This is a genomic window from Photobacterium sp. MCCC 1A19761, assembly GCF_037389125.1.
Lineage (GTDB): Bacteria > Pseudomonadota > Gammaproteobacteria > Enterobacterales > Vibrionaceae > Photobacterium.
In genome coordinates this window covers 140,430-163,426 of record NZ_JAZGTF010000003.1, presented here as the reverse complement: position 1 = coordinate 163,426, position 22,997 = coordinate 140,430, and the positions used below count along the sequence as shown (strand labels likewise).

Here is a 22,997-nt window from a genome sequence, read left to right as displayed (position 1 = left end):
GTATCTTGTCTTGGTGATCCTCTCCATGGATACTGAAGTGATGTTTAGCTAAATCAATGCGATAGACAGATTGTGATAGGGGGGCCTCCGATAAATACGGGATCAGACATACCAAGTGTGGCAAAGCCTGATGAGGGGGAGTCCATGTTATTCGCGATGATTTTCTTGGGTTTAGCGACACTATGGATAGGGAAGAGGCTGCAAATCTGATAAAATTCAACGCTTCCAGTTATCACGTTGATAGCGCTGGATTTACCTAAGACTAGGATCTATTTTGACCAACAATGATATTTTACGCCGTGTACGTTATACATTTGATTTAAAAGACAATGTAATGACGGAGATCTTTTCTCTAGCTGAGCTCAATGTGACTGAAGAGCAAGTTAAATGTTGGCTTAAAAAAGAAGAAGATGAATCTTTTATCAAGCTTAGCGATACAGAATTGGCGATATTTTTAAATGGTTTCATCAATCTAAAACGTGGCAAGCGTGAAGGCGAACAGCCTCAGCCGGAAAAGCATTTGAATAATAATATGGTATTCCAAAAGCTACGCATTGCTCTAAACCTGAAGGCTGAAGATATTCTCGACGTTTTTCAGCTCGTAGATTTTCGCTTGAGCAAGCATGAACTCAGTGCGTTTTTCCGCAAACCGGACAACAAGCACTATAGAGAATGTAAAGATCAAATGCTGCGAAACTTTTTGTTGGGTATTCAACGTCAGCTACGCCCAAACGATAGCGAATCAGGGTCATAACAGATAAGGACAAGGGGCGCGCAGCCGACACTCAACCCGGATGCTGAACCAGCTCGAAGCGGCATTTGCCATATTATACAGTTCGGCTGAGCGTCGCTGGACAGCGCAGCCAGCTGTTTTCATCAGGTGCAGCCAGTCTCTGTATTTTGTTCGCTTTTCTCCGGCTATCTCGGTCGGGCGATCCGACGCACGTCATCACCTGCTCACTGATTGGGTCACTGCGGTTTGCTTTCTTACTGCGGGGGCCGGACGTGTTGCAGAAACCCCTTCAGGGTTCAGTTCCGTTTCTGGCTAGTTTTGATGCCGAAAAGCTTTAGACTTAGCGGTAGAAACTCAGAAAGAGAAACGTCATGGAACTGACCCCAAGCCAATGCCAGCAAGCCCGACTCGCGAGGGATACCCGCTACGATGGCCTGTTTTTTACCGCCGTGAAGACCACCGGGATTTATTGCCGCTCCATTTGCCCGGCCCCTGCGCCGAAAGAAGTCAATGTCGAGTACTTCCCGACGGCTGTGGCGGCCGCCAAGGCTGGTTACCGTCCGTGTCTGCGTTGTCGCCCTGACAGTGCGCCCGGCTCGCCGGCCTGGCTGGGGAAAAATGCCACCCTGAACCGGGCGCTGCGCCTGATTGATGAAGGGGCGCTGGCAGAGCAGTCGCTCACGCAACTGGCGGAACGGCTGGGGATCACCGAACGTTACTTGCGCCGTCTGTTCAGCGATGAAATCGGTTTGTCGCCGAAGGCCTACAGTTTGTACCGTCAGTGCCTGCTGGCTAAGCAGTTGCTACACGACTCGACCATGTCGGTCACTGAAATTGCTTTGGCGTGTGGATTTCATAGTATTCGCCGCTTTAATGACTGCTTCAAACAACAGTTTTCACTCACGCCGTCTCAGGTCCGCAAGCAGGACGGCAGTCACCGTGACAGCGGGCAGGCGATTGAGATGATGCTGTCGTACCGGCCGCCTTACGATTGGCAGGGGCTGCACCAGTTCTATGCCTCGCGTCTGATCCCGGGCCTGGAATGGCTGGATGCGCATAGTTATGGCCGCACGTTCAACTACGGGACGTGTAAGGGACAGTTTATCGCCTTGCATCTGGCGGAGAAGTCTGCGTTTCGGGTCTTGATCCACCTGTCCGATCTGACGTATCTGCCGCGGGTGATTCAGAACATCCGTCGTTGTCTGGATTTGGATGCCGATACGCGGTTGATTGAATCGCAGTTGTGTCAGGCCATGGGGACGGCATCGCTGAGTAAAGCCGGACTGCGATTGCCGGGGATCTGGAGCCCGTTCGAGGCCGGGATCCGTGCGATTCTGGGCCAGCAGGTTTCGGTCAAAGCAGCGAAAAATCTGGTTAGCCAGTTGGTTGCGTTGAACCCGGAAAACGATGAATCACGGCGTTACTTTCCGTCTCCGCAGCAGCTTTGCCAACTGGACCTGACCCAGCTCGGCATGCCACAGCGCCGTCGGGAAACCCTCCGGCATTTTGCGGATTACGCCAATAATTATTCGCTGGATGAAAGTGAGCGATTACTTTCACTGCCGGGTGTTGGCCCGTGGACGGTGAACTACCTGAGGATGCGCGGGTTGAGTGACCCCGATATTTACCTGAACAGCGATTTGGGGATCAAAAAAGCCATCGCCAAACTGCCCCTGCCGATTGACGACCAACTCGCGGCACCGTGGCGCAGTTATTTAACCTTATATTTATGGAGCACTTTGGCATGAACAACCAACACCTGGACACCCCAATCGGCAGGCTCAATATCGTGGCGAACGATGAAGCCGTGACGGCGATTGAGTTTGACGCTGATCCGTCTGCACAGCAGGCCCCGAATACCATCACCCGGCTGTGCTGCGAACAACTGAGTGATTATTTTGCAGGCAACAGAACGGACTTTGATGTACCGCTGGATGCCCACGGAACAAAATTCCAGCATCAAGTCTGGCAAGCGTTGATTGCGATCCCTTTCGGTGAGACGTGCTCTTATAGCGCGATTGCACATCAGATCGAAAACCCCAAAGCCGTGCGCGCGGTTGGTGCTGCGAATGGCCGCAATCCCATCCCGGTGATAGTGCCGTGCCATCGGGTGATAGGCAGTTCGGGTCAGCTAACCGGCTATGCCGGAGGTCTGGACATCAAAATCTGGCTTATTGAGCACGAAAGAAAAATATCGAGCTGAATCAGGGAGATGTATACATATGCAATCTGTTGTTAATCTTGAGTTGCATTTCGTTAATGCGTACACGGGATAAATCCAACAAAAGTCACAAATTTAACATTTTTGTCCAAACTAAATATGACTCATTTTTTAGATTTTAGTTTTGCAAAATTGATTCATCTTGGAGTTTATTTTTTATATTTTGTTATAAGTTGGCTTTTTAGTCCATATGTTAACGATTTTATTAAATTTATTATCTTGTTGTTTTATATGAATTAAAAACCTGTTGTGTTTAGTATTGGTGGCACATTATGCCAATCCAATAGGTTTTACGTGAATAATACATTATTACAAACAAACAAAACGGAAGATCAAAAAGTCACGCTGTCCAAGCGTGATATCCACTGGATGCTAAGTCTGTTCGGGACTGCGATTGGTGCAGGGATCCTGTTCCTGCCGATCAACCTGGGGCTTGGCGGCATTTGGCCTCTGGTCCTGATGGCGGTGCTGGCGTTTCCAATGACGTATCTGGCGCACCGCGGTCTGGCGCGCTTTGTGCTTTCATCAAGTAATCCGAAAGCGGATTTTACCGATGTGGTGGATGAGCACTTTGGCAAAAATGCCGGTCGAATGATCTCTATGCTGTATTTCCTTTCTATCTATCCAATTTTGCTCATTTACGGTGTGGGCCTGACCAATACAGTCGACAGCTTTTTGGTGAACCAGTTGGGGCTGGCGTCACCACCGCGTGTGTTGCTGTCTGGTGGCCTGGTGTTCGGTATGATCGCGATCATGATGGCGGGCGAAAAAGTCATGCTGAAAAGCTTTGAAGTCATGGTCTACCCGTTGGCGGGGATCCTGGGGATTCTGTCGGTTTACCTGATCCCGAACTGGCAGATGCCTGATCTGTCGATGCCGTCGGTGGGCGACTTTTCGATGACAGTCTGGCTGGCTGTGCCGGTGGTGGTGTTCTCGTTCAGCCACGCGGCGGCGGTTTCCAGTTTTGCCAATATCCAGCGTCGCCATTACGGTGAAGCGGCAGGTGAGAAGACCGATCTGATCCTGAACCGTACCGCGATTATGCTGGTGACTTTTGTGCTGTTGTTTGTCTTCTCCTGCGTACTGACATTATCACCGGAGCAGCTGATCCAGGCGAAAGCGGATAACATCTCTGTGTTGTCATTCCTGGCGAATGTGATGGATAACCCGATTATTGCCACGCTGGGTCCACTGGTTGCGTTTATCGCGATTACCTCATCTTTCCTGGGCCATTTCTTGGGTGCTCGTGAAAGCTTGAACGGCCTGCTGGCGAAGAACACAAAAATGGGTGCGAAAACAGCGGATCGTCTGGGTATTGCACTGATGTTTGTGACCATCTGGATTGCCGCGGTGGTGAACCCAAGCATTCTGGGGATGATGGAAGCCCTGTCGGGTCCGGTGATTGCGATGATCCTGTTCATCCTGCCAACGTACGCCATCTACAAGGTGAAAGGAATGGCGCAATACCGCAGCTGGACCAACATTTTCGTGTTGGTGACCGGGGTGCTGGCCATTTCGGCACTGCTGGTGAACCTGTAATCACGAGGTTTCCCATCCTACACTTATTGAAAACAGGCGCTTCGGCGCCTGTTTTTGTTTGTCTGGCAGGACAAGACAAAGCGTGGCAGAGGATGGCGAGCAGGGCTTTTCGCGGCAGGGAAAAGTGGCTGAAAAGAATTGAACAAGGTTCTGTCCGTCACGATGTGGTGGTAATCTAGTACCTCACATTCATATGCAGAGGAGAAAATAGTGTGCGAGTGCTTACTGGAACGGTCCTGATGTTCTGGCTCTTCTCTGCAGCGGCGCAAACCGAGCAGCATGAGCCGGGCAGCATTTTTATCAATGAACTGAAATCCAAAGACAGGATGGAATTTGTCGGCGGCGGGAGTCGGCCTGTCGACAACCATATGGTCGATAAAAACAGTGTCTATCAGGATGTGAACCGAACGGATCCGACGGAGTTCGGGGCCGGGATGAAGTTTAATGCGACCGATGATTTCAGCATTTCGATCCAGGCCGGGGGCGAGCTGATCGAGCAGCAGAATGTGGAAGTCGACAGCGGGGCATTGGTTTTCGAATTCAGCTACTAAAGAGCCTGTCGCGTTCTGATGTCTTGCGACACGCGGGAGCTGCCTCCTTGTTCATGACTACCTCTTTGTTTATGACTACCTCCCCGTTCAAAACGGTCTTTCTGAACAGAATTTTCTGTCTGTCCAAGACTGTTTTTCTGCTCAGGGCTGTCATCTTGCTCAGGGCTGTTCCGCCCGACTTATCTCTTTCTGTCGTCTTTCTGGATTTACAATGTAAAGTGTTGTTGATAGCTGATTTGGCTGTTTCGAATCCCTTCGACAGTTAAGTTGTGCCAATAAGTTCATATAAGGTAGTATATGCTCCTTTCATATAAATCACGCTTACATTGATAGGGATGATAATGACAGCGACCGCATACCTGAATTCACTCAACCAGGAATACCTGGCCATCCACCGCACCAAGGAAGACTTTTTCTGGGAAACTTACATGGGCATGAGTGATGACCATGAAGGTTCTGCCAAGGCAGAAACGGCCTGGAACCAGTATCTGAGTGATCCGGCCAATATTGCTGAGGTTCGTCGGCATATTGAATCTGCACAGGCCGCGCCGGAATCTGAGCAGAAAACGCAAACGCTGCTCGGGCTGAACGGCTGGCTGGCGATGTTCAAAGCCCACGCCCTGGAATCGGCGGAGGCTCGCGAACTCAAGGCAGCTCTAATCAAGTTTGAAGCCGCGCTGTTCGAGAAAAAGCAGAACCATGTGATGACCTATGTCGACGAACAGGGTCAGCAAGCGGAAGGGTCACTACCTGTGCTGGCGGCGAATATTCGCACCAGCGATCAGGAAGCGGTGCGTCGCAGCGCGCATCAGGCCCTGTTGGATCTGGAGCAATGGTTACTGCAAAACGGGTTTCTGGAGCTGGTCAAGCTGCGGAATGCCTTCGCCCGTTCGCTGGGGTATGACAACTTCTTTGATTACTCGGTGGTTAAAACCGAGCAAATGACTGCTGACGAGCTGTTTGCCATTCTGGACGATTTTGAAGTCCGTACCCGGGACAGCCATCTGCGTAGTCTGTGTCAGCTGGCGCAAGAGAAGGGTGACGAAGCACTGCTGGGGCACAACTTCATCTATTCCTACTCCGGGGATGCGATGCGTGATCTGGACCCGTATGTTCCGTTTTCACAGTCGCTGCGTCGTTGGGTTGAATCCTTCGGCCGCCTGAATATCGATTATTCCGGTGCAGAGCTGACGCTGGACTTGCTGGATCGCAAAGGTAAGTACCAGAATGGCTTCTGCCATGGCCCAATCCCGTCCTTTTATGATCAAGGCAACTGGGTCGCTGCCAAGGTCAACTTTACCAGCAATGCCAAGCCGGATCAGATCGGCAGCGGCTTTGACGGTATCAATACCTTGTTCCACGAAGGCGGCCATGCGGCCCACTTTGCCAACGTGAAAATGAACTCGCCGTGTTTCTCGATGGAGTTCGCACCGACGTCCATGGCTTATGCCGAAACGCAGTCGATGTTCTGTGACAGTCTGCTGACTGACGCCGACTGGCTTAAGCAGTACGCGCTGGACGCGGCAGGTAATCCGGTGCCGGATCATCTGATTAAAGCGATGATCGACAGCAAGCAGCCGTTCAAGGCCTACGAAGAGCGCAATATTCTGGTGGTACCGTATTTTGAGCGGGCGCTGTACCAGTTAAGTGAAGAAGAGCTGACGCCGGAAAACGTAACCCGTCTAGCCCGCGAGAAGGAAATGCAAATCCTGGGACTGGCTTGCAGTCCGCGTCCGTTGATGGCGATCCCGCACCTGCTGTCTGATGAAGCGGCTTGTTCGTACCAAGGGTATCTGCTGGCGCATATGGCGGTGTACCAGACGCGTGCTTATTTCCTGGAGAAATTTGGTTATCTGACGGACAACCCGGAAATCGGTCCGCTGCTGGCGAAACACTATTGGCATACCGGTAACAGCGTCAACCATAACGGCACCATTGAGAGCCTGACCGGTGAAGGCTTCAACGCCAAATATCTTGCGGATGCTTGTAACCTGACTGCGGCGCAGGCTTGGGAAGCGGCACAGGCAAAAATGGCATCGCTGCAATCGCGTCCGCGCGCCGAGCAGGCATCGTTAAATGCGACCATTCAGGTTGTCGACGGCGCGAAAACACTGGCCAGCAATCAGATTTCTGATGAAGCCATGTGTACTGCCTTCGAAGATTACATCGTGAGCCACTACGGCCGATAATCACCACCTGATCACAAGGCGCAAGCCCTGAAACAAAAAACGCCGATGAAGAGGATTCATCGGCGTTTTTTGTTTGAGCAGCCATGTAACGGCGCTGCGGTTTATTTCAGATGGTTGAGGTGGCTGACGGCGTCTTTGAGTTGCTCGTTAAGCTCCGGGTGGGTCAGTACCTGTTTGTCGGTGTCGAAGTTATCGTAGAAGCTCGGAATCGACAGGCTGGCCTTGACCACACCGTTGAAGTAAGGGGCCGAATTCACTGCCGCCGCCAGGACACTTGCACCGCCCATGGAGCCGGGAGAAGTCGACAGCAGCACCATCGATTTATTCTGAAACACTTTCGGCTCAATGCGCGAACACCAGTCGAACAGGTTTTTATACCCGACGGTATACGAGCCGTTATGCTCGGCAAATGAAATGATGATGCCGCAACTGTCGGTGATCTTGGCCAGAAAATCTTTGGCTTTCTGCGGGTGGCCCAGTTCATGCTCCTTGTCCTGGCTGTAAAGCGGCAGCTCGTAGTCATTCAAATCCAACAGCTCGACTTCGACTTTATCCAGTAGGTTGGCAGCATACGTGACCAGTTGTTTGTTGATCGACTTGGAATGGGTGCTGGCTGCAAACGCAATCACCTTCATAACGTGCTCCTTGTAGTGAAAGGTTGTGATTGAGACGGATACGTTGAATATCCCGTTGAGAAGAGTATCTCAGACCTCGCCCCCGGAGAACACTCTCCTTAGCGTGACCCCTGTCGCACCAGCCAGTTATCGGTCGATACGGATCCGGCCCCGGAGAACATCAGCGAGACGGAAGCGGCCAGCAGCGCCAGGCCGAATTCATAGCCGTTGTTCGCCAGAAACAGGCCGTTTTCCAGGTGGACGCTGACAATTGCGACGACCATGGTCACGGCCAGGATCAGCGCGGTCGGACGGGTGAGCAGGCCGAGTACCAGAAGCAGCCCACCGAAGAACTCGGCGCTTCCGGCCATCAAGGCCATCAGTACACCCGGCTCCAGGCCAATCGAAGCCATCCACTGCCCGGTACCTTCCAGGCCGTAGCCGCCAAACCAGCCAAACAGTTTTTGGGAACCATGGGCCATGAAAATGATCCCGGCCGGAAAACGTAGGCTCAGGGCGGCCAAGCCGGCTTTGCTGTGCAGAATCGTTGTCAGTGTTTGCTTGTTCATCAGAGTTACCTCAAAAAATTCGAATGTCTGTTTTCTCGTGAGACAAGTGCTGATGCCTTCTCTCATCGCTTGGTTGTTAGTGTAGGTGAGCCAAAGCGCGGTGATAAGCCGTCGGATTTGAATAGATAGTTCGAATTTTTTGAACAACCGAAGGGAAGGCCCTGATCCGAGGGAGATGCAGAGCATGACCGTAAAAATCACGCCCGGCGACCTGCAATCGGAAGGTCTGTTCTCACAGAACGCCCGTTTGCAACCGATCAGCGGAGCATCGCAGGATTATGTTCGGCGTAGGCGTGTTTGCAGCGTCGGATGCGAGGTCACCAAATCATGAAAAGCTGATTTTTCCAGCACCAGTAACTCGCAATAGTCGGTCGCAACGACATCAGCATTGCGCGGGTTGTCGGTGAGCAGCGCCTGCTCCCCGAAAAAATCCCCCCGGCCAAGCGATATCACGGGCTCGTTCTGTCCGGTCCGGACCTCAACCGTGCCGGCAGCGATCAAATACAGGGCATCACCGACTTCTCCTCGGATCACGAGGGTTTCCCCAGGGGCGGCAACGCGGGTTTGCAGGCGACGGACAATCGCCTGGAGCTCATCGGGGTGGAGGGCGCTGAATAAAGGCACCTGAGCGATAAGCTGGCCCGGGCTCAGCCGTTGCTCGGCAGCCCGGGTGATCTGAGCCTGTAGTTCCGGATAGTCTGCGGTAAGCTGCTGGAAGTCCGTCAGTTTCAGCATCAGTAACTGGCAGTAGCTGATGGCCGTGACATGGGCATTGCGCGGTGCCTGGGTCAGCAGCGCCAGTTCGCCGAAAAAGTCCCCGCTACCGAGCCGGACCGGTTTGGGGAGCACTTCGGCTTCAACAGCGCCGCTGGAGATAAAATACATCGCATTGCCGGGCTCGCCCTGGGTGATAATGCGCTCACCCGGCACCACCAGTAGCGGTGTCAGCTTGGTCGCGATTTGATGCAACTGGGCTGCTTGCAGGGTGGCGAAGAACGGTACTTTGGCCACCAGGGCTTCCGGCTCCAGGCCGAGATCCAGCTTGGGCTGACGATCCATGATCCGGCTGCGTTTATCCAGCTCCCGGGTTAAATCCGTGAACACTTCCTGGCTGATCATATTTTCACTGAGCATCTGACGATAAGTGGTTTCTTCGAGCCGTAACGCCACCCGCACCAGGTGGCGCTTTTGCAGGGTCTCGGCATAATCCGGATATTGCAGGCGCAGGGCATCCAGCGCCTGGCGGGTGAGTTTCAGCCGGGTTTGTAACAGGGGGGCCAGGCGGTCGGCAACGGGCTCGCCAAACAACGGCGGGATCTTGTCCCGGTTATAGTCCAGCAGCGACGTCACCACGGTTTCGATGACCGTCAGCACTTCAAACCGGTTGGCGAGCTGAATCGCCAGCGGTCGGGTCAGGTGGCCATATTGCTGGAGCCATAAGGCGCATTTGAGCGTCACCCCGTAACTCAATGTTTGCCGGTAGGTGTTGTTGTAGCCTTCGACTTCGTTCATTTTCAGGCTGTCTTGCAGTGCGTCGGCCTGAAACAGCAGGGCCCGGCTGATCTTGGCGGAGTCCAGCCCGTCGGCAAAGCGCTGCAGGTACAGGTGCCGTTCATGATTGGTCAGAGTGGTCAGGCCGACACTGAGCGTGACGGTATCGGGCTGAGCGGCATCAATCGACATCGAGCGTTTGACCCGGCTCAGTCGCTGCTCGTAGATATCGGCGACCCCGGTCGCAATGGCGGGCGCGATGCGATCGGTGCGGGCGGCATGATCCAGCCCTTTGCGGATCCGTTTGATCGACAGGGCCATGACCCGGTTGCGGATCATCTGCTCCGCCGGCGGGAGGCGATCCAAACCAAAAAAGCGCATCATCATCCCCATGGTGGGCGCATTCACGAACAGGGTAAAGAGCACAAAGCCGGTCACCAGTGCGGCGATGAACGCTTTGATGTCCTGATCAATGCCCGGGGTTTCGAGGATCACCAGCGCCAACGCGAGGGAAACGGCGCCCCGCAGGCCTCCCCATAACATCACGGTCCGGAAGGTTAGGCTGATTTTCTGGCCCAGCCCGACTTTGTTGAGCAGCGGCAGGATCAGATACAACACCACGCTCCGGGCGGCAAAGGCAGCGATGGTCAATACCGTCAACGACAACAGTTGTGCGCCGGTAAAGGTGATCAGGACTTTGGGCACCAGCAGCCCGACGAGGAAGAAGATCAGCGAGTTGGCCCAAAAAGCCAGCTCTTCCCAGGTTTCGGTGAGGGCGTGCCAGGTCTGGGGGGAGATCTGGGTCCGGCCGTAGGAATTCATCAGGAGTCCCGCCGTGACCACCGCCATGACTCCGGAGACATGAAGATAATGCTCGGCAAAGAGAAAACTCAAATAGGCCAGACAAATCGTCAGCGTGATTTCGACCAGCGGCATATTACGCAGTTTGCCGATCAGGGCGGCGACCAGCGCGGATGCGATCAGGCCGACGACGATCCCGCCGAAGAAGACTTTCAGAAACTGCCCGGTGGCCGAGAGCAGCCCGGCCTGGGCATCGCCGAGCAGAATGGCTACTAAAATCGTAAACAGTACGATGGCCGTCGCGTCGTTGAGCAGGCTTTCCCCTTCCACCAGAATGGTCAGCCGTTTCGGCGCGCCGAGGTTTTTGAAAATCGCGACAATTGCGACCGGGTCGGTGGCGGAGACAATCGCCCCCAGCAGCAGGCAGGCGACCAGGCTGATCTCGGAAACGCCCCACACCAGCACCCCGACCAGAACACAGGAAATCAACAGGCCGAGGACGGCCAGTAGCAGGATCGGGCCGATATCGGTCATCAGATGGCGGGCATTGATATTCAGGGCCGACTCAAAGATCAGCGCCGGCAGGAACACAAAGAACACCGCTTCCGAGGTAATGTTGAGGGCTTCAAGCGAGGCCAGAAAATCACCGAACAGGCCCGGCGGGTGTTCGCCCCCTGCGGTCAGAACCAGGATCCCCAGCAAGCTCCCCGCGACAGCCAGCAGGACGGTATAGGGGAAATTGATCCGATTGGCGATGGGTAGGAGCAGACTGGCAATGGTCAGCAGGCCGATCAGGCCCAGCACTAACAGAAAAGTGTCATGCATGCGCTTTCTCCGAGCGTCGCTGCCTGCCGTGGCGGTGAGTATTCTCCCCCGGATATCCGTTCGAAGTTCAGTCTTGGGTTCTTATCAGGTTAGTTCATTTTGGGCCGGTGATCGGTCGGCAGCCAGTGCTAAAACATGCGCAAAAGAGTGACGACAGGCCGACTATACTGATTTTGAATGCTGCTCAAAACAGGGGTTGTGATGGGGCTTTTGCAAAAGAGTCTGAAAGCACGGATGACGGCTTACTTTCTGTTGGTCTCCGTGCTGGTGGTGGTGGCCCTGGCGTTGGTGACTTACCAGCTGGCCGCTGCGACGCATCAGGAAATGGCCATCGCCCAGTTTGATGTAACCGCAGAGCACAAAGCTTCCGAAATACAACGCTATATTGACGATCAGGTGGCGATTGTCACCGGTATTGCGCGGTTGGGGGAATTGCAACGGGCGGTCAGTAACTTAGTGGGGGAAACGCCGGACTCGACTCAATACCAGACCGCTTACTTCAAGCTGGTTGAAATGCTGTATTTTTCTACGTTTCTCGATAGCCGGGTGGCACGGGTTTCCGATCTGACCGAAATTTTTATGATGACTAAAGTCGGCGGCCATGTGTTCTTTTCCACCCAGCCAGCGCACGAGGGGGAATACCGGCATAGCGATCAGTATTTCATTGAGGGGTTGAAGGGCACCTTTGTGCAAAAAGTTTATCCGTCGCCGGAAACCGCGGCGCCGACCTTGACCGTTTCGACCCCGCTGTACTCCCCGGCTGGTGAGTTGATCGGCGTTCTGGCCGCGCATATCAGGATGTCCGTGCTGGTGGAGATTGCCGGTCGGCAAACTGCCCGCGCAGCGCCGGTGGCGTCGTATCTGGTTGATTCGCTCAATCGGGTGATATCCGCCGATCGATTCGGGAGTGAAGCGTATCCCCGTGGGGTTCATAGTGACGGGATTGATGCGGCCTTGCGTGGCGAGCGCGGTGCCGGGCTGTATGACAACTATGTCGGAGAGACGGTGATCGGGAGTTACCGTTGGTTGCCGACGCTGGGCGTGGCCCTGATTTCAGAGATCCCGGCCAGTATCGCGCTGGCCCCGGCGAACCGGTTTGGCGGGATGATCCTGGGGGTTGGCCTGCTGGCGGTCGGGGTGCTTAGTGTGGGCATTTACCTGATTGCCGCCCGGATCACCCACCCCATTACGGCAGTGACTGACACCACCCAGAAAATTACCGCCGGGGATTTGTCGCAGGTTGCACCGGTCCTGACTGAGGATGAAACCGGGTTGCTGGCCCGGAACTTTAACCTGATGATCGGGCGATTGAAGCATACCCTGGATGATTTGGCGGAAGAGCAGGAAAAATCAGAGCACCTGCTGCTGAATGTGCTCCCGGCACCCATCGCGGCCCGGCTCAAACAAGGGGAAGAAACGATCGCAGACAGCTATGCCGATGTAACTATTTTGTTTGCCGACATTGTGAACTTCACGCCCTTGTCCGCTGAATTGGCGGCGGCGGATTTGGTCGGATTGCTCAATGAGATTTTTTGTGAGTTTGACCGTCTGAGTGAGGCCCGGGGCCTGGAGAAAATTAAAACCATGGGTGATGCCTATATGGTCGGGGCGGGGGTGCCGATCCCCCGGACCGATCATGCCGAGGTCATCGCTGAAATGGCATTGGATATGCTTGATGTGATTGCCTGTTTTAATCGCAAACATCATCGGGATTTGAGCATTCGTATCGGTATTAACAGCGGCCCGGTGGTGGCTGGCGTCATCGGGACCAAAAAGTTCATCTACGATATTTGGGGTGATGCGGTCAATACTGCCTCAAGAATGGAATCGCAGGGGCTGAAGGGAGGGATTCAGATCACAGAAGCGACCTACCGGCATCTGCGGGATCGCTATCTCTTTGAAGACCGTGGAATGATCGAGATTAAAGGTAAAGGCAAAATGCACACTTACATCCTCACCGGACGTAAGGACAACGCGGCGCAACAAGTCTAGAAGGGGAGATCGATGAAGGGATTGGTAGCCTTGATCATGTTAGCCAGCCTGATATTGAGCGGCTGTGAAGAGCGACCTGAGCAGCACCAGGAATTTCGGGTCGGGCTGATTGCGCCGGTAAGCGGCCAGATCCCGGAAGTTGGCCGGGCAACGGTGGAAGCGGCCGAGCTGGCTGTGGCAACCGTGAACCAGCAGGGCGGGTTGATCCTCAACAACAAGCAATACCGGGTGGTGCTGCTGACCGAGGATAACCAGGACAATGCGGAGCATACCATCAGTGCGGCCCTGCGGTTGATTAACCAGAAAAATGTCAGTGCCATTATTGGCCCGCAGGCCAGCCGGAATGCGATTCCGGCAGCCCGATATGCCGAATACGCCAAAATTCCGTTGCTCAGCCCTTGGTCGACCAACCCCAGAACCACCCGGAATAAAGACTGGGTGTTTCGGGTCGCGTATGTCGATACCTTCCAGGGGCAACTGATGGCGAAGTTTGCCTATGAAGATCTGGGGGCGCGGACCGCTGCGGTGCTGTATGACGTTTCAAGCGATTACAACCGCAAGCTGGCCGAAGTGTTCAGTACCGAGTTTCAGGCGATGGGTGGGGTGATGGCTGCTTTTGAGCTCTATACCCGGGATGCCCCGAACCTTGAAGAGCAATTCCGGCAAATCAAATCGGCTAATCCGGACGTGTTGTTCTTACCCAATTACTATAACGAGGTGCCGGAGCAGGCACGTCAGGCCCGAGCCGCGGGGATCACCACCCAATTGCTGGGCAGTGACAGCTGGTCGCAAATTCCGGAGTCCGAGCGGGAAGCCCTGGAAGGCGCGTATTTCAGCGCCCACTATGCGATTGATAAGGCAAGCGGTCAGGCGCTCAATTTTCGGGCCCGGTATCGTGAAGCCTATCAGCGGGATCCCGATGATGTCGCCGCGCTGACCTATGATGCGTTTGGTTTGCTGTTCGAAGCAGCGCGTCGCAGCGGTAGTACCGAGCCGCTACGCTTGCGTGATGCGCTGAAATCGATGCCTGCATACGAAGGGATCACCGGACAGATTGAATTTCGCAACTCCGGCGATCCGGTGAAGAGCGCAGTCTTAATGACGGTCAAAGACGGCCAGTTTATCTTTAGTCGCTGGGTCGCCCCGCCGGCACAGCCCTGAACAAGGGAGGATGACAACGGGTATCGATGGCGTTCATTGAGAATATTGCCGTCAGGTGAGTGGCGTTTTTTCTCACGAACTTTATCGGGTGCAAACGATTGAGTTGTGATCTCACGCGCAGAAATACTTCTGTAATACCCATAAAGTATCATATGGTTACAAGTGTTTATTTTTCGTTAGGGAATGGTACTGCTATGGGTAGAATGTTAATTGGCCGTGATACCATACTCGACTTAGAATCCGTGGAATATAAGTGGATAGAAGCCCTGTCTCACGATGGCGTGAAACATGAAGAGATTAATGCCAGTATCCGGCGTTGTCTGGGCGGAGACGATCAAAGCGCTGACTTGCTGCGGCGGGTGGCGATGCGGCAATGTCCGCCAAATACGTTAATTGAGCACCTGGATGCCATGGAAAGACTGGGCTCAATGAAAGGGGAGCGCTAGTCCGGCTTCCCCTGTACCCCCTGATTCAGCTCACTTCTTTGCAATTTTGCTGATTTGCCGTTGTCATGATTCGCCGATTAACTGGCGCGAACGCGCTGTGACAAGGTGATTTCCGGCTGGCAACCGCACCCGAAAAATATTGCCGCGCGGGGTGTTGTTCGGCAATAAGGCTACCTCACCATGATGGAGTTTGGCGATATCATCGACAATTGACATCCCTAAGCCTGCGCCGTCGCCACGCTCGGTATGGGCGCGGAAAAACTTCTCAAAAATTTTATCTCTGACGGCTTCCGGGATCGCGGGGCCGTTGTCACGGATCCGGATTTCATGAAAGGGCGTACCTTCCGGGGCCGGTACAACCTCGATATCAATACTCGATGCTGCGCCGGAATAGCGGATGGCATTGTCGATCAGATTACTGAATAGAACCGACAGCAGCATGGCATTGCCGGGCAGTTCGAGCAGCTCTGGCCCACTCAGCGCAAGTTCTTGTTGCTGTTTGAGCGCTAGGGGCGCGAGGTTCGCGATCACTTCTCGCAGATTTTCCATGAGATCGATCGGAGCCAGGCTGATGTCTTGCTGGGCCTCAACGCGGGAGAGCATCAGCAGTTGCTGGATCAGGCGGTCCGTCCGATCGATACCGTGCAGAATTTGTTGCAGATCGCTTTTTAGCTGTGCCGGATTGTCACTGGCCAAGGCGTTTTCGGCATTCAGACGCAGCACGGCAAGCGGCGTTTTCAGCTCATGGGCTGCGGTTCGGGTCAGTCGCCGCTCTCGCTGCCAGGCTTTATCCAGTTCGTTCAGCAGATAGTTGAGCTGGTTGACCAGCGGTGACAGTTCGACGGTCGGATGCGGGACCAGAATACTGTCCAGTTTGTTGATATTGCGCTGGGCTACGGCCTGACGCAGTTCATGGATCGGCTCGAGGAGTTTATTGATCAGCCAGATGATGGCTAATGCCAGCGCCGGGATCAGCAACAGCTGCGGCAGGCCGGTGGAGGTGGCTATTTCATTGACCAACTCTTCCCGAATCGACTGGCGTTCGGCGACCACCAGGAAGCTGTTTTTCGCCAGCCCGGGCTGTTCTGGCATCCGGAGCTGGAATCGCCGCCATGACTCTCCCTGAATTGTCACCAGGCCAAATCCGGGCTGTGTCGGCTCGCCGATGGGTACATCCGGTGCCTCCGGGGATTTGACGAGCACGCTCTGATCGTGAAAGAGCTGAAACATCAGATTCTGCTCATAGGGATGGCCAAAGGTGGTGGCGCTATCGTCATCGGTTGCCAGCTGTTTGATACGCTGTGACCAGTGGGTGTAGATCGCCGCATTCGCTTCCTGAGCGTCCTTCATCAGGGATGGCATGCTGAGCGCGAGGATTTTGGCGGACTGGCCGAGGCGGGCGTCATAGACTTCTTCAATTTCGTGGCGGGTTTCAATGAACACCAGGACCCAGGAAATCAACACCATGATGGAGGCAACCCCGACCGTGGTCAGGATCAGGCGTTTTTTGATCGAAAATGGCACCGGCGTGTTAGCTGTTTTCAATGATATACCCTACGCCGCGAATGTTTTTGATCAGCTTGCTGTCGATTTTCTTACGTAAATTGTGAATATGGACCTCAATGGCATTGTCGCTGGCCAGATCATCCCAGCCATGCAGGGCCTGCTGGAGTTTCTCCTTGCTCAACACCCGACCCGCCTGAGTGGCCAGGGTTGCCAGAATTTTGAATTCGTTTTTGGTCAGTTTGATCGGCTCGCCCTGATACTGCACCTCGTTGTTTACCAGCGAAAGGGTGAGGGCACCGACTTCCAGGGTGGTTTCGGTCTGGCCGGAGCGGCGGCGGATCAGCACCCGGAGCCGGGCGAGCAGTTCCTCAAGGGCAAACGGTTTGACCAGATAGTCATCGGCCCCGCCATCCAGCCCTTTGACCCGATCGTTAATTTCATCCCGGGCAGTGAGGATCATCACCGGTAGTTGATGACCTGCCCTGCGAATGCGCCGGAGTACCTCCAGGCCATCGGTATCGGGCAGGGTGAGGTCGAGAATGATCGCCATAAACTCTTCGGTGTTCAGCGCCAGCTCAACCCCATTGCCTTGTTGTAACCAGTCGACGGTGTAGCCACGGCGGCTGAGAGAAGCCACCATGGATTCGCCGAGCATGACGTCATCTTCTACCAGTAAAATGCGCATGACTATTGCAGTTCCTTCAGCTTAGTTGCAATTTCTTGTTGTCTGCCGCGATCCGCCAGTGGACGTCCCGGGCTCGGTGTGGCGCGTTGCGCCTTTTTCAGGAAGGCGATAGCTTCTGCCTTGCGGCCTTCATTTGCCAGATAATCGCCGTAAAAAAAGTTCGGATCAATCCCGTCCGGATTGATGGTCAGGGCTTTTTTCAGCATTTGCTCGGCTTTTTCATCATCGCCGAACCCGAGCGGCCACCCAGGCACCTGGTAGTATAGTGAACCTAAGCTTGTATAAGCAGATCCTTCTAACACTTTTGGATTCTTTTCAATCACTTCCTCTAGGAGGGATTTGGCCTCTTTGACCAGAGAAAGTGCGCCGAGGCCGCCATTGACCCCGGCCAGGGTACTTTTGTTGATGGCCAGCCAGACTTTCAGTTCATTGTTGCCCGGGGCGTATCTGAGCGCCTGCTGGTTTTGTTGGATCAGGGTTTCGAGACAATTGATCTTATTGTCTTCATTGAACACATCATATTTGCAGTGGGCCCACTGGTGCTGAATCGCTTCCAGCGTCATGGTCTCTGCGGCTTGGGTATGATAGGTAAACAGCAGCGCACCGGTGGCAATCATGGTGGCAAGGAGCGGGTTACGTACTTTCATGGGGATGTCCTCTCAAGCTGAAATTAAAGTGTCTTGCTGACAAATTCGGTGATTCGGGAATGTTGTTTGCGAATCGAGCTGCTCACGAGGCCCGGGAGCAGCTGGTTCAGCCGGACGAACAGTTTTTCCGGCCAGCCTAACCAGGTGCAGGTCGATTCTTTCCTAAGCGCAGTGGTTATCGCTGCTGCCACGGTTTCGGGTTGGTCAGTGTTGTTGCCCAGCGCGTCATTGAGGGCGGTTACCCGGTCGTCGTTCAGTCGGGTGGCCGTCGCCCGGGGTGCCAGATACAACATCTGAATCCCAGCACCTTGCAGCTCGCGTTGCATGGCTTCACTGAAGCGGTGCAGGGCGGCTTTGGCCGCGCAGTAGGTGCTGAAGCCCGGATAGCCAATGGCACCGAAGGTCGAACCGACATTGAGGATGATCCCCGGACGGTTGATCCAGCCCAGCGCTTTCTGGCTCAGCAGCACCGGGGTGATCAGGTTGAGCTGAAACTCCTGCTCGATCGAGGCGCCCAACCGTTGGGACAGATAGGCAAACTGATTGGTCCCGGCATTGTTGATCACCACATCAATCCGGATCCCCTGCTCGCGCCAGGTCCGGCAGGTGCTGTCGAGCGTGCTCAGCCCGTCCGGCTGACTGAGATCTGCGGTGATGGTCAGGTGCTGTCCCGGATTGGCCAGCTGCGCTTTCAGGGCATCAAGCTTGTCCTGCTTACGCCCGACCAATACCAGGTGAGCCCCGGCTTCGGCCAGTTTGATTGCCGTTGCGCTGCCGATCCCACCTGTTGCACCGGTGAGCAAAATTCGTTTCTGATCAAGATTCATGGTCATCGTTCCTTGGAGTCATGCGTTCAGGCGACCTGCATCTGGCCTTGGAGAGGCAGGTAGTGCAGCATTTGGCCATACAAGCGGAAGACCATATTGGCCCCGTCAATGATGGCTTGCTGATCGACCGGGTCGGTGATTTGGTTCATCAGGCCTTCGAACAGCCGAATGTGTTCCTGATCCAGGCTGCTGTGAGATTTGAGGTAGCTCATCGCGGTATCCGGCAGCTGCAATGCCTGCTGAATGGCCTCGGCCACCTGACCGCCGACACTGACACTGGTGCCTTCCAGAACCCAGACCATGCCGAAAAATGCCATTGGATTGCGGCGATCAATCTGGTGATAGAGATAAGCCACCATCAGCTCGATATCCGGCCCGACGGCGCCCAGGCCCTGGCTGGCGCGCACGCTGTCAGAGTCAGCCCCACAGGCGGCCAGATCATTGAGGATCCACTCGTGATGGCCTTTTTCTTCCTCGATGTATTCCCCGAGCGCCTGGCGCAGCCATTCGTAATGCTCCGGCAGGCGAGCGCCGCAGGCCATCAGCAAAGGCACCGTATGTTTGACGTGATGGTAGGCCTGAGTCAGAAAGGCAATGTAAGTCTCGAGCTGAATATCACCGCGGGCGCAGGCCGCAAAGACGGGCGCACCGGACATTTGCTGACGGGCAGGCTCAGTGGCTGTTTTGAGTTGGTCAAAAAACGGCGCAGTTTGGACTGTTGACTGAACTGTAGATGAAATTGTGGTCATGGGATGCTCCTGCTGAGTCAGATCAATAATGTAAATCGGATGCCGGGTTTGATGCGATGAGTCCGGCAGATAGTTCAGGAAATAGCGACGGATGGGCTCGCGCCGTGGTCGGCCGTTGCTGGTCAGTAAGTCCGGGAACTGACTCAGGGCAGGGGCCAGAATGAGGCGATGGATCCGGGCATAATCCGGCAGCGTTTCATTGAGCTGCTGCAATGAAGCCGTCGCCTGAGAAGCGCTGGCACCGGAAATCACCGCGACCGGGTTGTCCTGGTGATCGCCGATCACCACCATGGCGTGCAGACCGAGGTAGTGCCGGGCTTCAGATTCCAGCCACTCCGGAGACACGTTACGGCCGAACGGGGTGATCAGGACATTTTTCTTGCGGCCGGTAATATGCAAAAAGCCGTCGCTGTCCAGATAGCCGAGATCGCCGGTTGGGATGTCACCGTGGGTTTCATCTGGTGCCGAATCCGTGTCATGGCCGATATATCCCAGCATCGTTGCACCGGCCACGATCACCTCGCCTGCTTCATTGACGGTGATCCGGCAGTGCGGCAGCACTTGGCCGCAGCTCCCGGCTTTATCGGCGCCCGGGTGGTTCAGGCTGACGACTGAGCCGCACTCCGACAGGCCATAGCCTTCGTAGGCCGGGATCCCAAGCTGGTGAGACTGGGCCAGAAGTTGCGGTGAAACCCGGGCGCCGCCGACAGCCACGAATCGCAATGGCGCAGCCAGATCCGGAAGCTGGTGGACGACCTGATTCAGCATCAGCAACAGGGCCGGGGTCAGCACCAGGCTGTTCGGTCGGTATTGCTGCATGGCTGCGATAAACCGCTCGGGTTCAAACTGACTCGAGCCGGTCAGCCCGACGTGCTGGCCGGGCAGGACAATGCTGGTCATCCCCAGCATCAGCGGGACATAGATCCCGGCAATATTTTCCAGCAACGTGGCCAGCGGCAATAAGATCAGATGCTGTTCCGGGACCGAGGACTGGCGCAGCGTGTCAGCCAGAGCGGCACTGACGGTATCCAAATGTGCCCGGCTCAGGCAGACCCCTTTCGGCTGTCCGGTTGAACCTGAGGTGAAGGTCACTTTGGCCGTGCCTGCGGGCAGCGCGATGGCTTGCGCCGCGCTGTAGGTATACACGGGCAGGTTAGCAGCAAAGCCTTGCAGCGGGTACAGGCTATCCGGCCAGTCCCCCCACAGGGCGTCAATCCCGGCGCTTTCGAGCAGATGTTCGACTTGGGTTGCACTGAAAAATTGTGGCACCGGAACCAAAACCACATTCGCGGCCATGGCCGCCAAATCGGCCACGGCCCAGTCGAGGCTGTTTTCGACCTTCAGGGCCAGGCGGCGGACGCCCAAACGGTGGAGTTGCTCGCTGGCCTGTTGAACGGCTTGCCACAATGCCTGATAGCTCAGCTGCCGTTCGATCGGCTGGTCCGGACGAACAGCATCAGCATGTGCCCGGCCTATCAGTGCAGGGTGGGCGGGTGTGGTAGTGGCGAAATGGGCCAGAGCCCCTAAAACAGTATCCATGTTTATGATTCTCCTGAGACCACGCGACGGTTGGATAATCTGGAAAAACGCTGGCTGAGTTGCTGGAGGCCTTCGGCCAGATTACCGACGGAGACCCGGGGCTGGTGGTGATAATAAGTGCCCCAGGTTTGTGCTGCATCCGGGATCACATCCGGACTGGCGGCGGACAGAATTGTCATATTCAGCCCCAGCCGGGTCATCATGGCGTACAGCGGATCGGTCGCGGTGAAAATCGCCCATTCGTATCCGGCATCGACCAAATATTGGGCCATCATCCAGAAATGGAGTGGGGACATGCCCGGGGAGAAAGAGGCCAGTTGACCAAATTCAACCAGCTTTTCCCGCTGTACCGTAATACCACAGCAGGAAAGAATTGCGGCCTCTGCGGGCTGGCTCAGGTATTGCTCCAGAAAGAGCGGCCCCTGATTCGCGATCCGAAAACCGCAGGCAGCATGCAGTTGTTGCGACTGGTCGTAAACGGCCATGAACGCGGGCATAAATTCACTTAAGTTGGCATGAAAGGCTGCACGATACCGGGTTGCAATATAGCGCTCGACTGCTTGCCGCGACGGGTGGTTGTTATGAATTATTTGCAGCGAATAAGTGCTGTTTTGATCCGCATTGCGCATGGCCTTGCCCCTATATGTCTGGCGTATGACTCAACATTAGGGGGAAAGACTTAAGAATCCCTTAAGAAACAAAAAAAGCCATTCTCAAGGGTGAGGCGGCGGGATTTTTTTGATGCCCGAGAGCGTTCAGCGCCCGGAAGGCTCTGATGTTTCAGGCAGTTGTCGGCGGATCAAACCATGCCCTGAGGCAGTTGCAGGCAGGCTAGCCGGGCGCGAAGGCTTTCCAGCAGGGTTTCCGTGTTGGCATCAGGCGTTTGCAGCCCGGTGATTAAGGTCATGAAATAGAGTTCCATCATCACCTGAGCAATCATCGGATCGTAGGTGCTTTGGTGTGAAAACAACCGCTGTTGAAACGTAATAATCTGCGGGTTGAGTTGGGGTTGCTGCCAGATCAGCTCCTTAAATAACTCTATGCTGAACTCTCGTTGCTGCAAGTAAAAATCAAACAGGTACCGGGCATAGTGGAGCAGTCGCTCGTCTGGATAGTGGGCGGTATCGTTGGTTGCAGCGACTTGGAGGACGCGTTCGACCTGCTGCTCAATCCCGGCTTTGAGCAAGTCGATTTTGGCCGGAAAGTGAGAGAACACCGTACCGGTTGCAACACCGGCAGCGGAGGCGATTTGCCGGGTCGTCGTTTCGGCATAGCTTTGCTGGTGGAACAGGCGCCAGGCACTGCTCAGGATGGTCTCGCGTGTCTGCTGTTTCTTGGTGCTGGTCATGGTGATTCCTTCTGCTGCAGTCTGCATTGTATCTGATTTTTCATCGCTACGTTGCACCGAAATCAGCATGACATAGAATGGGTTGTTGAAAAATGAGCGCGCTCAATTTATAGTTATTGAGCGCGCTCATTTTTAATTTGGAGAATCGTGATGAAAGATCTGATCCTGAAGTGTTTTGCCTACACCTGCTATTTGCCGTTTCAAATGATGTTCAGCTACGTGGTCGGCCCGATCCTTGGGGCGATTTTGCTGGTTGGTGGATTGGGGGTGCTGATGCTGATCCTTGGCTATGAAGACGGCGTGAAAGCGTTCCGTAAAGAGTGGCGTGAATCGGCGGCGCTGATTTAGACTCTTCTGCCTGGGGGGGCCCCTCAGTGTTTCAGGTTGATTGCCTGACGTGAGTCGGAGCGATGCGGCAGGCCTGTTGAATCTGGTGGGCCTGGTTCTTGTTGTCATCCTGCCCGCATCGCATGTCAGATAAGCAGTATCCGCAGGTGAAGTGACCCTATCGTAATTTATCTGCAAAAATTTCGTCACCAAAAAATAACGGATTAATGAAGGTTG

General features: G+C 54.7%; 20 protein-coding genes and 1 pseudogene. 10 read left to right on the top strand and 11 right to left on the bottom strand.

Annotated elements, in window-relative coordinates; genetic code table 11:
• Positions 1-274 precede the first annotated feature (274 nt).
• The 6 genes from VV869_RS05805 (at position 275) to VV869_RS05780 (ending at position 7,233) form a co-directional block, all read left to right on the top strand.
• Positions 275-754, top strand: a complete 480-nt coding sequence (locus tag VV869_RS05805; RefSeq protein ID WP_337734027.1) for a DUF1456 family protein — start codon at positions 275-277, stop codon at positions 752-754.
• 350 nt (positions 755-1,104) lie between these two features.
• The gene (locus VV869_RS05800; protein ID WP_337734026.1) at positions 1,105-2,481 is read left to right on the top strand and encodes a DNA-3-methyladenine glycosylase 2 family protein; all 1,377 of its coding nucleotides are present in this window, start codon (positions 1,105-1,107) and stop codon (positions 2,479-2,481) included.
• Positions 2,478-2,936 (top strand): methylated-DNA--[protein]-cysteine S-methyltransferase, encoded by a 459-nt coding sequence (locus VV869_RS05795; RefSeq protein WP_337734025.1) that lies wholly within the window; start codon positions 2,478-2,480, stop codon positions 2,934-2,936. Before VV869_RS05800 ends, VV869_RS05795 begins: the two co-directional genes overlap by 4 nt.
• A 387-nt stretch (positions 2,937-3,323) precedes the next feature.
• Positions 3,324-4,493, top strand: coding sequence for an aromatic amino acid transport family protein (locus tag VV869_RS05790; RefSeq protein ID WP_337734195.1), 1,170 nt, complete (start codon positions 3,324-3,326; stop codon positions 4,491-4,493).
• Positions 4,494-4,711: 218 nt separating this feature from the next.
• Positions 4,712-5,044, top strand: coding sequence for a hypothetical protein (locus tag VV869_RS05785; protein ID WP_337734024.1), 333 nt, complete (start codon positions 4,712-4,714; stop codon positions 5,042-5,044).
• Between the two features lie 341 nt (positions 5,045-5,385).
• On the top strand, positions 5,386-7,233 hold the full coding sequence (locus VV869_RS05780; RefSeq protein WP_337734023.1) for a M3 family metallopeptidase: 1,848 nt from the start codon (positions 5,386-5,388) through the stop codon (positions 7,231-7,233).
• A 101-nt stretch (positions 7,234-7,334) separates the two neighbouring features.
• On the opposite strand, the gene VV869_RS05775 is transcribed toward VV869_RS05780, so the two are convergent.
• From VV869_RS05775 to VV869_RS05765, 3 genes are all read right to left on the bottom strand, one after another.
• Complete coding sequence (locus tag VV869_RS05775; RefSeq protein ID WP_337734022.1) at positions 7,335-7,868, bottom strand: NADPH-dependent FMN reductase; 534 nt, start codon at positions 7,866-7,868, stop codon at positions 7,335-7,337.
• Between the two features lie 98 nt (positions 7,869-7,966).
• On the bottom strand, positions 7,967-8,416 hold the full coding sequence (locus tag VV869_RS05770; RefSeq protein WP_337734021.1) for a DoxX family protein: 450 nt from the start codon (positions 8,414-8,416) through the stop codon (positions 7,967-7,969).
• A gap of 276 nt (positions 8,417-8,692) precedes the next feature.
• Entirely contained in the window at positions 8,693-11,533 is a 2,841-nt protein-coding gene (locus VV869_RS05765; RefSeq protein WP_337734020.1) for a cation:proton antiporter, read from the bottom strand.
• 201 nt (positions 11,534-11,734) lie between these two features.
• Between VV869_RS05765 and VV869_RS05760 the strand changes: the two genes are divergently transcribed.
• From VV869_RS05760 to VV869_RS05750, 3 genes are all read left to right on the top strand, one after another.
• On the top strand, positions 11,735-13,525 hold the full coding sequence (locus VV869_RS05760; protein ID WP_337734019.1) for an adenylate/guanylate cyclase domain-containing protein: 1,791 nt from the start codon (positions 11,735-11,737) through the stop codon (positions 13,523-13,525).
• Between the two features lie 12 nt (positions 13,526-13,537).
• Positions 13,538-14,686, top strand: a complete 1,149-nt coding sequence (locus tag VV869_RS05755) for an ABC transporter substrate-binding protein (protein ID WP_337734018.1) — start codon at positions 13,538-13,540, stop codon at positions 14,684-14,686.
• 194 nt (positions 14,687-14,880) lie between these two features.
• Positions 14,881-15,132 (top strand): hypothetical protein, encoded by a 252-nt coding sequence (locus VV869_RS05750; protein WP_337734017.1) that lies wholly within the window; start codon positions 14,881-14,883, stop codon positions 15,130-15,132.
• Between the two features lie 63 nt (positions 15,133-15,195).
• Here the strand turns inward: VV869_RS05750 and VV869_RS05745 are convergent, their stop codons facing one another.
• The 8 genes and pseudogenes from VV869_RS05745 to VV869_RS05710 all read right to left on the bottom strand — a co-directional run bounded on the left by VV869_RS05745 (position 15,196) and on the right by VV869_RS05710 (position 22,433).
• Positions 15,196-16,677 carry an ATP-binding protein gene (locus VV869_RS05745; protein WP_337734016.1) on the bottom strand — a complete coding sequence of 494 codons (1,482 nt, stop codon included), beginning with the start codon at positions 16,675-16,677 and terminating at the stop codon, positions 15,196-15,198.
• Positions 16,664-17,323 (bottom strand): response regulator, encoded by a 660-nt coding sequence (locus VV869_RS05740; protein ID WP_337734015.1) that lies wholly within the window; start codon positions 17,321-17,323, stop codon positions 16,664-16,666. Before VV869_RS05740 ends, VV869_RS05745 begins: the two co-directional genes overlap by 14 nt.
• Before the next feature lie 2 nt (positions 17,324-17,325).
• Positions 17,326-17,970: a tetratricopeptide repeat protein gene (locus VV869_RS05735; protein ID WP_443147293.1), complete on the bottom strand. Its 645-nt coding sequence runs from the start codon at positions 17,968-17,970 to the stop codon at positions 17,326-17,328.
• A 23-nt stretch (positions 17,971-17,993) separates the two neighbouring features.
• Positions 17,994-18,797: an SDR family oxidoreductase gene (locus VV869_RS05730; protein ID WP_337734014.1), complete on the bottom strand. Its 804-nt coding sequence runs from the start codon at positions 18,795-18,797 to the stop codon at positions 17,994-17,996.
• Positions 18,798-18,823: 26 nt separating this feature from the next.
• A complete protein-coding gene (locus VV869_RS05725) occupies positions 18,824-19,546 on the bottom strand; it encodes a TenA family transcriptional regulator (protein ID WP_337734193.1) in 723 nt (240 codons plus the stop codon).
• Positions 19,547-20,059: 513 nt separating this feature from the next.
• Positions 20,060-21,085: pseudogene (locus VV869_RS05720) on the bottom strand (AMP-binding protein); the annotation flags it as partial.
• Between the two features lie 2 nt (positions 21,086-21,087).
• Positions 21,088-21,714 (bottom strand): thermostable hemolysin, encoded by a 627-nt coding sequence (locus VV869_RS05715; RefSeq protein ID WP_337734013.1) that lies wholly within the window; start codon positions 21,712-21,714, stop codon positions 21,088-21,090.
• Positions 21,715-21,884: 170 nt separating this feature from the next.
• Positions 21,885-22,433 carry a TetR/AcrR family transcriptional regulator gene (locus VV869_RS05710; protein WP_337734012.1) on the bottom strand — a complete coding sequence of 183 codons (549 nt, stop codon included), beginning with the start codon at positions 22,431-22,433 and terminating at the stop codon, positions 21,885-21,887.
• Between the two features lie 150 nt (positions 22,434-22,583).
• Between VV869_RS05710 and VV869_RS05705 the strand changes: the two genes are divergently transcribed.
• Positions 22,584-22,781, top strand: coding sequence for a hypothetical protein (locus VV869_RS05705; RefSeq protein ID WP_337734011.1), 198 nt, complete (start codon positions 22,584-22,586; stop codon positions 22,779-22,781).
• The last annotated feature ends 216 nt before the right edge of the window (positions 22,782-22,997 follow it).

Coding starts and splice junctions, on each gene's coding strand:
- VV869_RS05800 (WP_337734026.1), top strand. CDS start 1,105: ATGGAACTGACCCCAAGCCAATGCCAGCAAGCCCGACTCGCGAGGGAT.
- VV869_RS05795 (WP_337734025.1), top strand. CDS start 2,478: ATGAACAACCAACACCTGGACACCCCAATCGGCAGGCTCAATATCGTG.
- VV869_RS05790 (WP_337734195.1), top strand. CDS start 3,324: ATGCTAAGTCTGTTCGGGACTGCGATTGGTGCAGGGATCCTGTTCCTG.
- VV869_RS05780 (WP_337734023.1), top strand. CDS start 5,386: ATGACAGCGACCGCATACCTGAATTCACTCAACCAGGAATACCTGGCC.
- VV869_RS05775 (WP_337734022.1), bottom strand. CDS start 7,868: ATGAAGGTGATTGCGTTTGCAGCCAGCACCCATTCCAAGTCGATCAAC.
- VV869_RS05770 (WP_337734021.1), bottom strand. CDS start 8,416: ATGAACAAGCAAACACTGACAACGATTCTGCACAGCAAAGCCGGCTTG.
- VV869_RS05765 (WP_337734020.1), bottom strand. CDS start 11,533: ATGCATGACACTTTTCTGTTAGTGCTGGGCCTGATCGGCCTGCTGACC.
- VV869_RS05760 (WP_337734019.1), top strand. CDS start 11,735: ATGGGGCTTTTGCAAAAGAGTCTGAAAGCACGGATGACGGCTTACTTT.
- VV869_RS05755 (WP_337734018.1), top strand. CDS start 13,538: ATGAAGGGATTGGTAGCCTTGATCATGTTAGCCAGCCTGATATTGAGC.
- VV869_RS05750 (WP_337734017.1), top strand. CDS start 14,881: ATGGGTAGAATGTTAATTGGCCGTGATACCATACTCGACTTAGAATCC.
- VV869_RS05740 (WP_337734015.1), bottom strand. CDS start 17,323: ATGCGCATTTTACTGGTAGAAGATGACGTCATGCTCGGCGAATCCATG.
- VV869_RS05735 (WP_443147293.1), bottom strand. CDS start 17,970: ATGAAAGTACGTAACCCGCTCCTTGCCACCATGATTGCCACCGGTGCG.
- VV869_RS05730 (WP_337734014.1), bottom strand. CDS start 18,797: ATGAATCTTGATCAGAAACGAATTTTGCTCACCGGTGCAACAGGTGGG.
- VV869_RS05725 (WP_337734193.1), bottom strand. CDS start 19,546: ATGACCACAATTTCATCTACAGTTCAGTCAACAGTCCAAACTGCGCCG.
- VV869_RS05715 (WP_337734013.1), bottom strand. CDS start 21,714: ATGCGCAATGCGGATCAAAACAGCACTTATTCGCTGCAAATAATTCAT.
- VV869_RS05710 (WP_337734012.1), bottom strand. CDS start 22,433: ATGACCAGCACCAAGAAACAGCAGACACGCGAGACCATCCTGAGCAGT.
- VV869_RS05705 (WP_337734011.1), top strand. CDS start 22,584: ATGAAAGATCTGATCCTGAAGTGTTTTGCCTACACCTGCTATTTGCCG.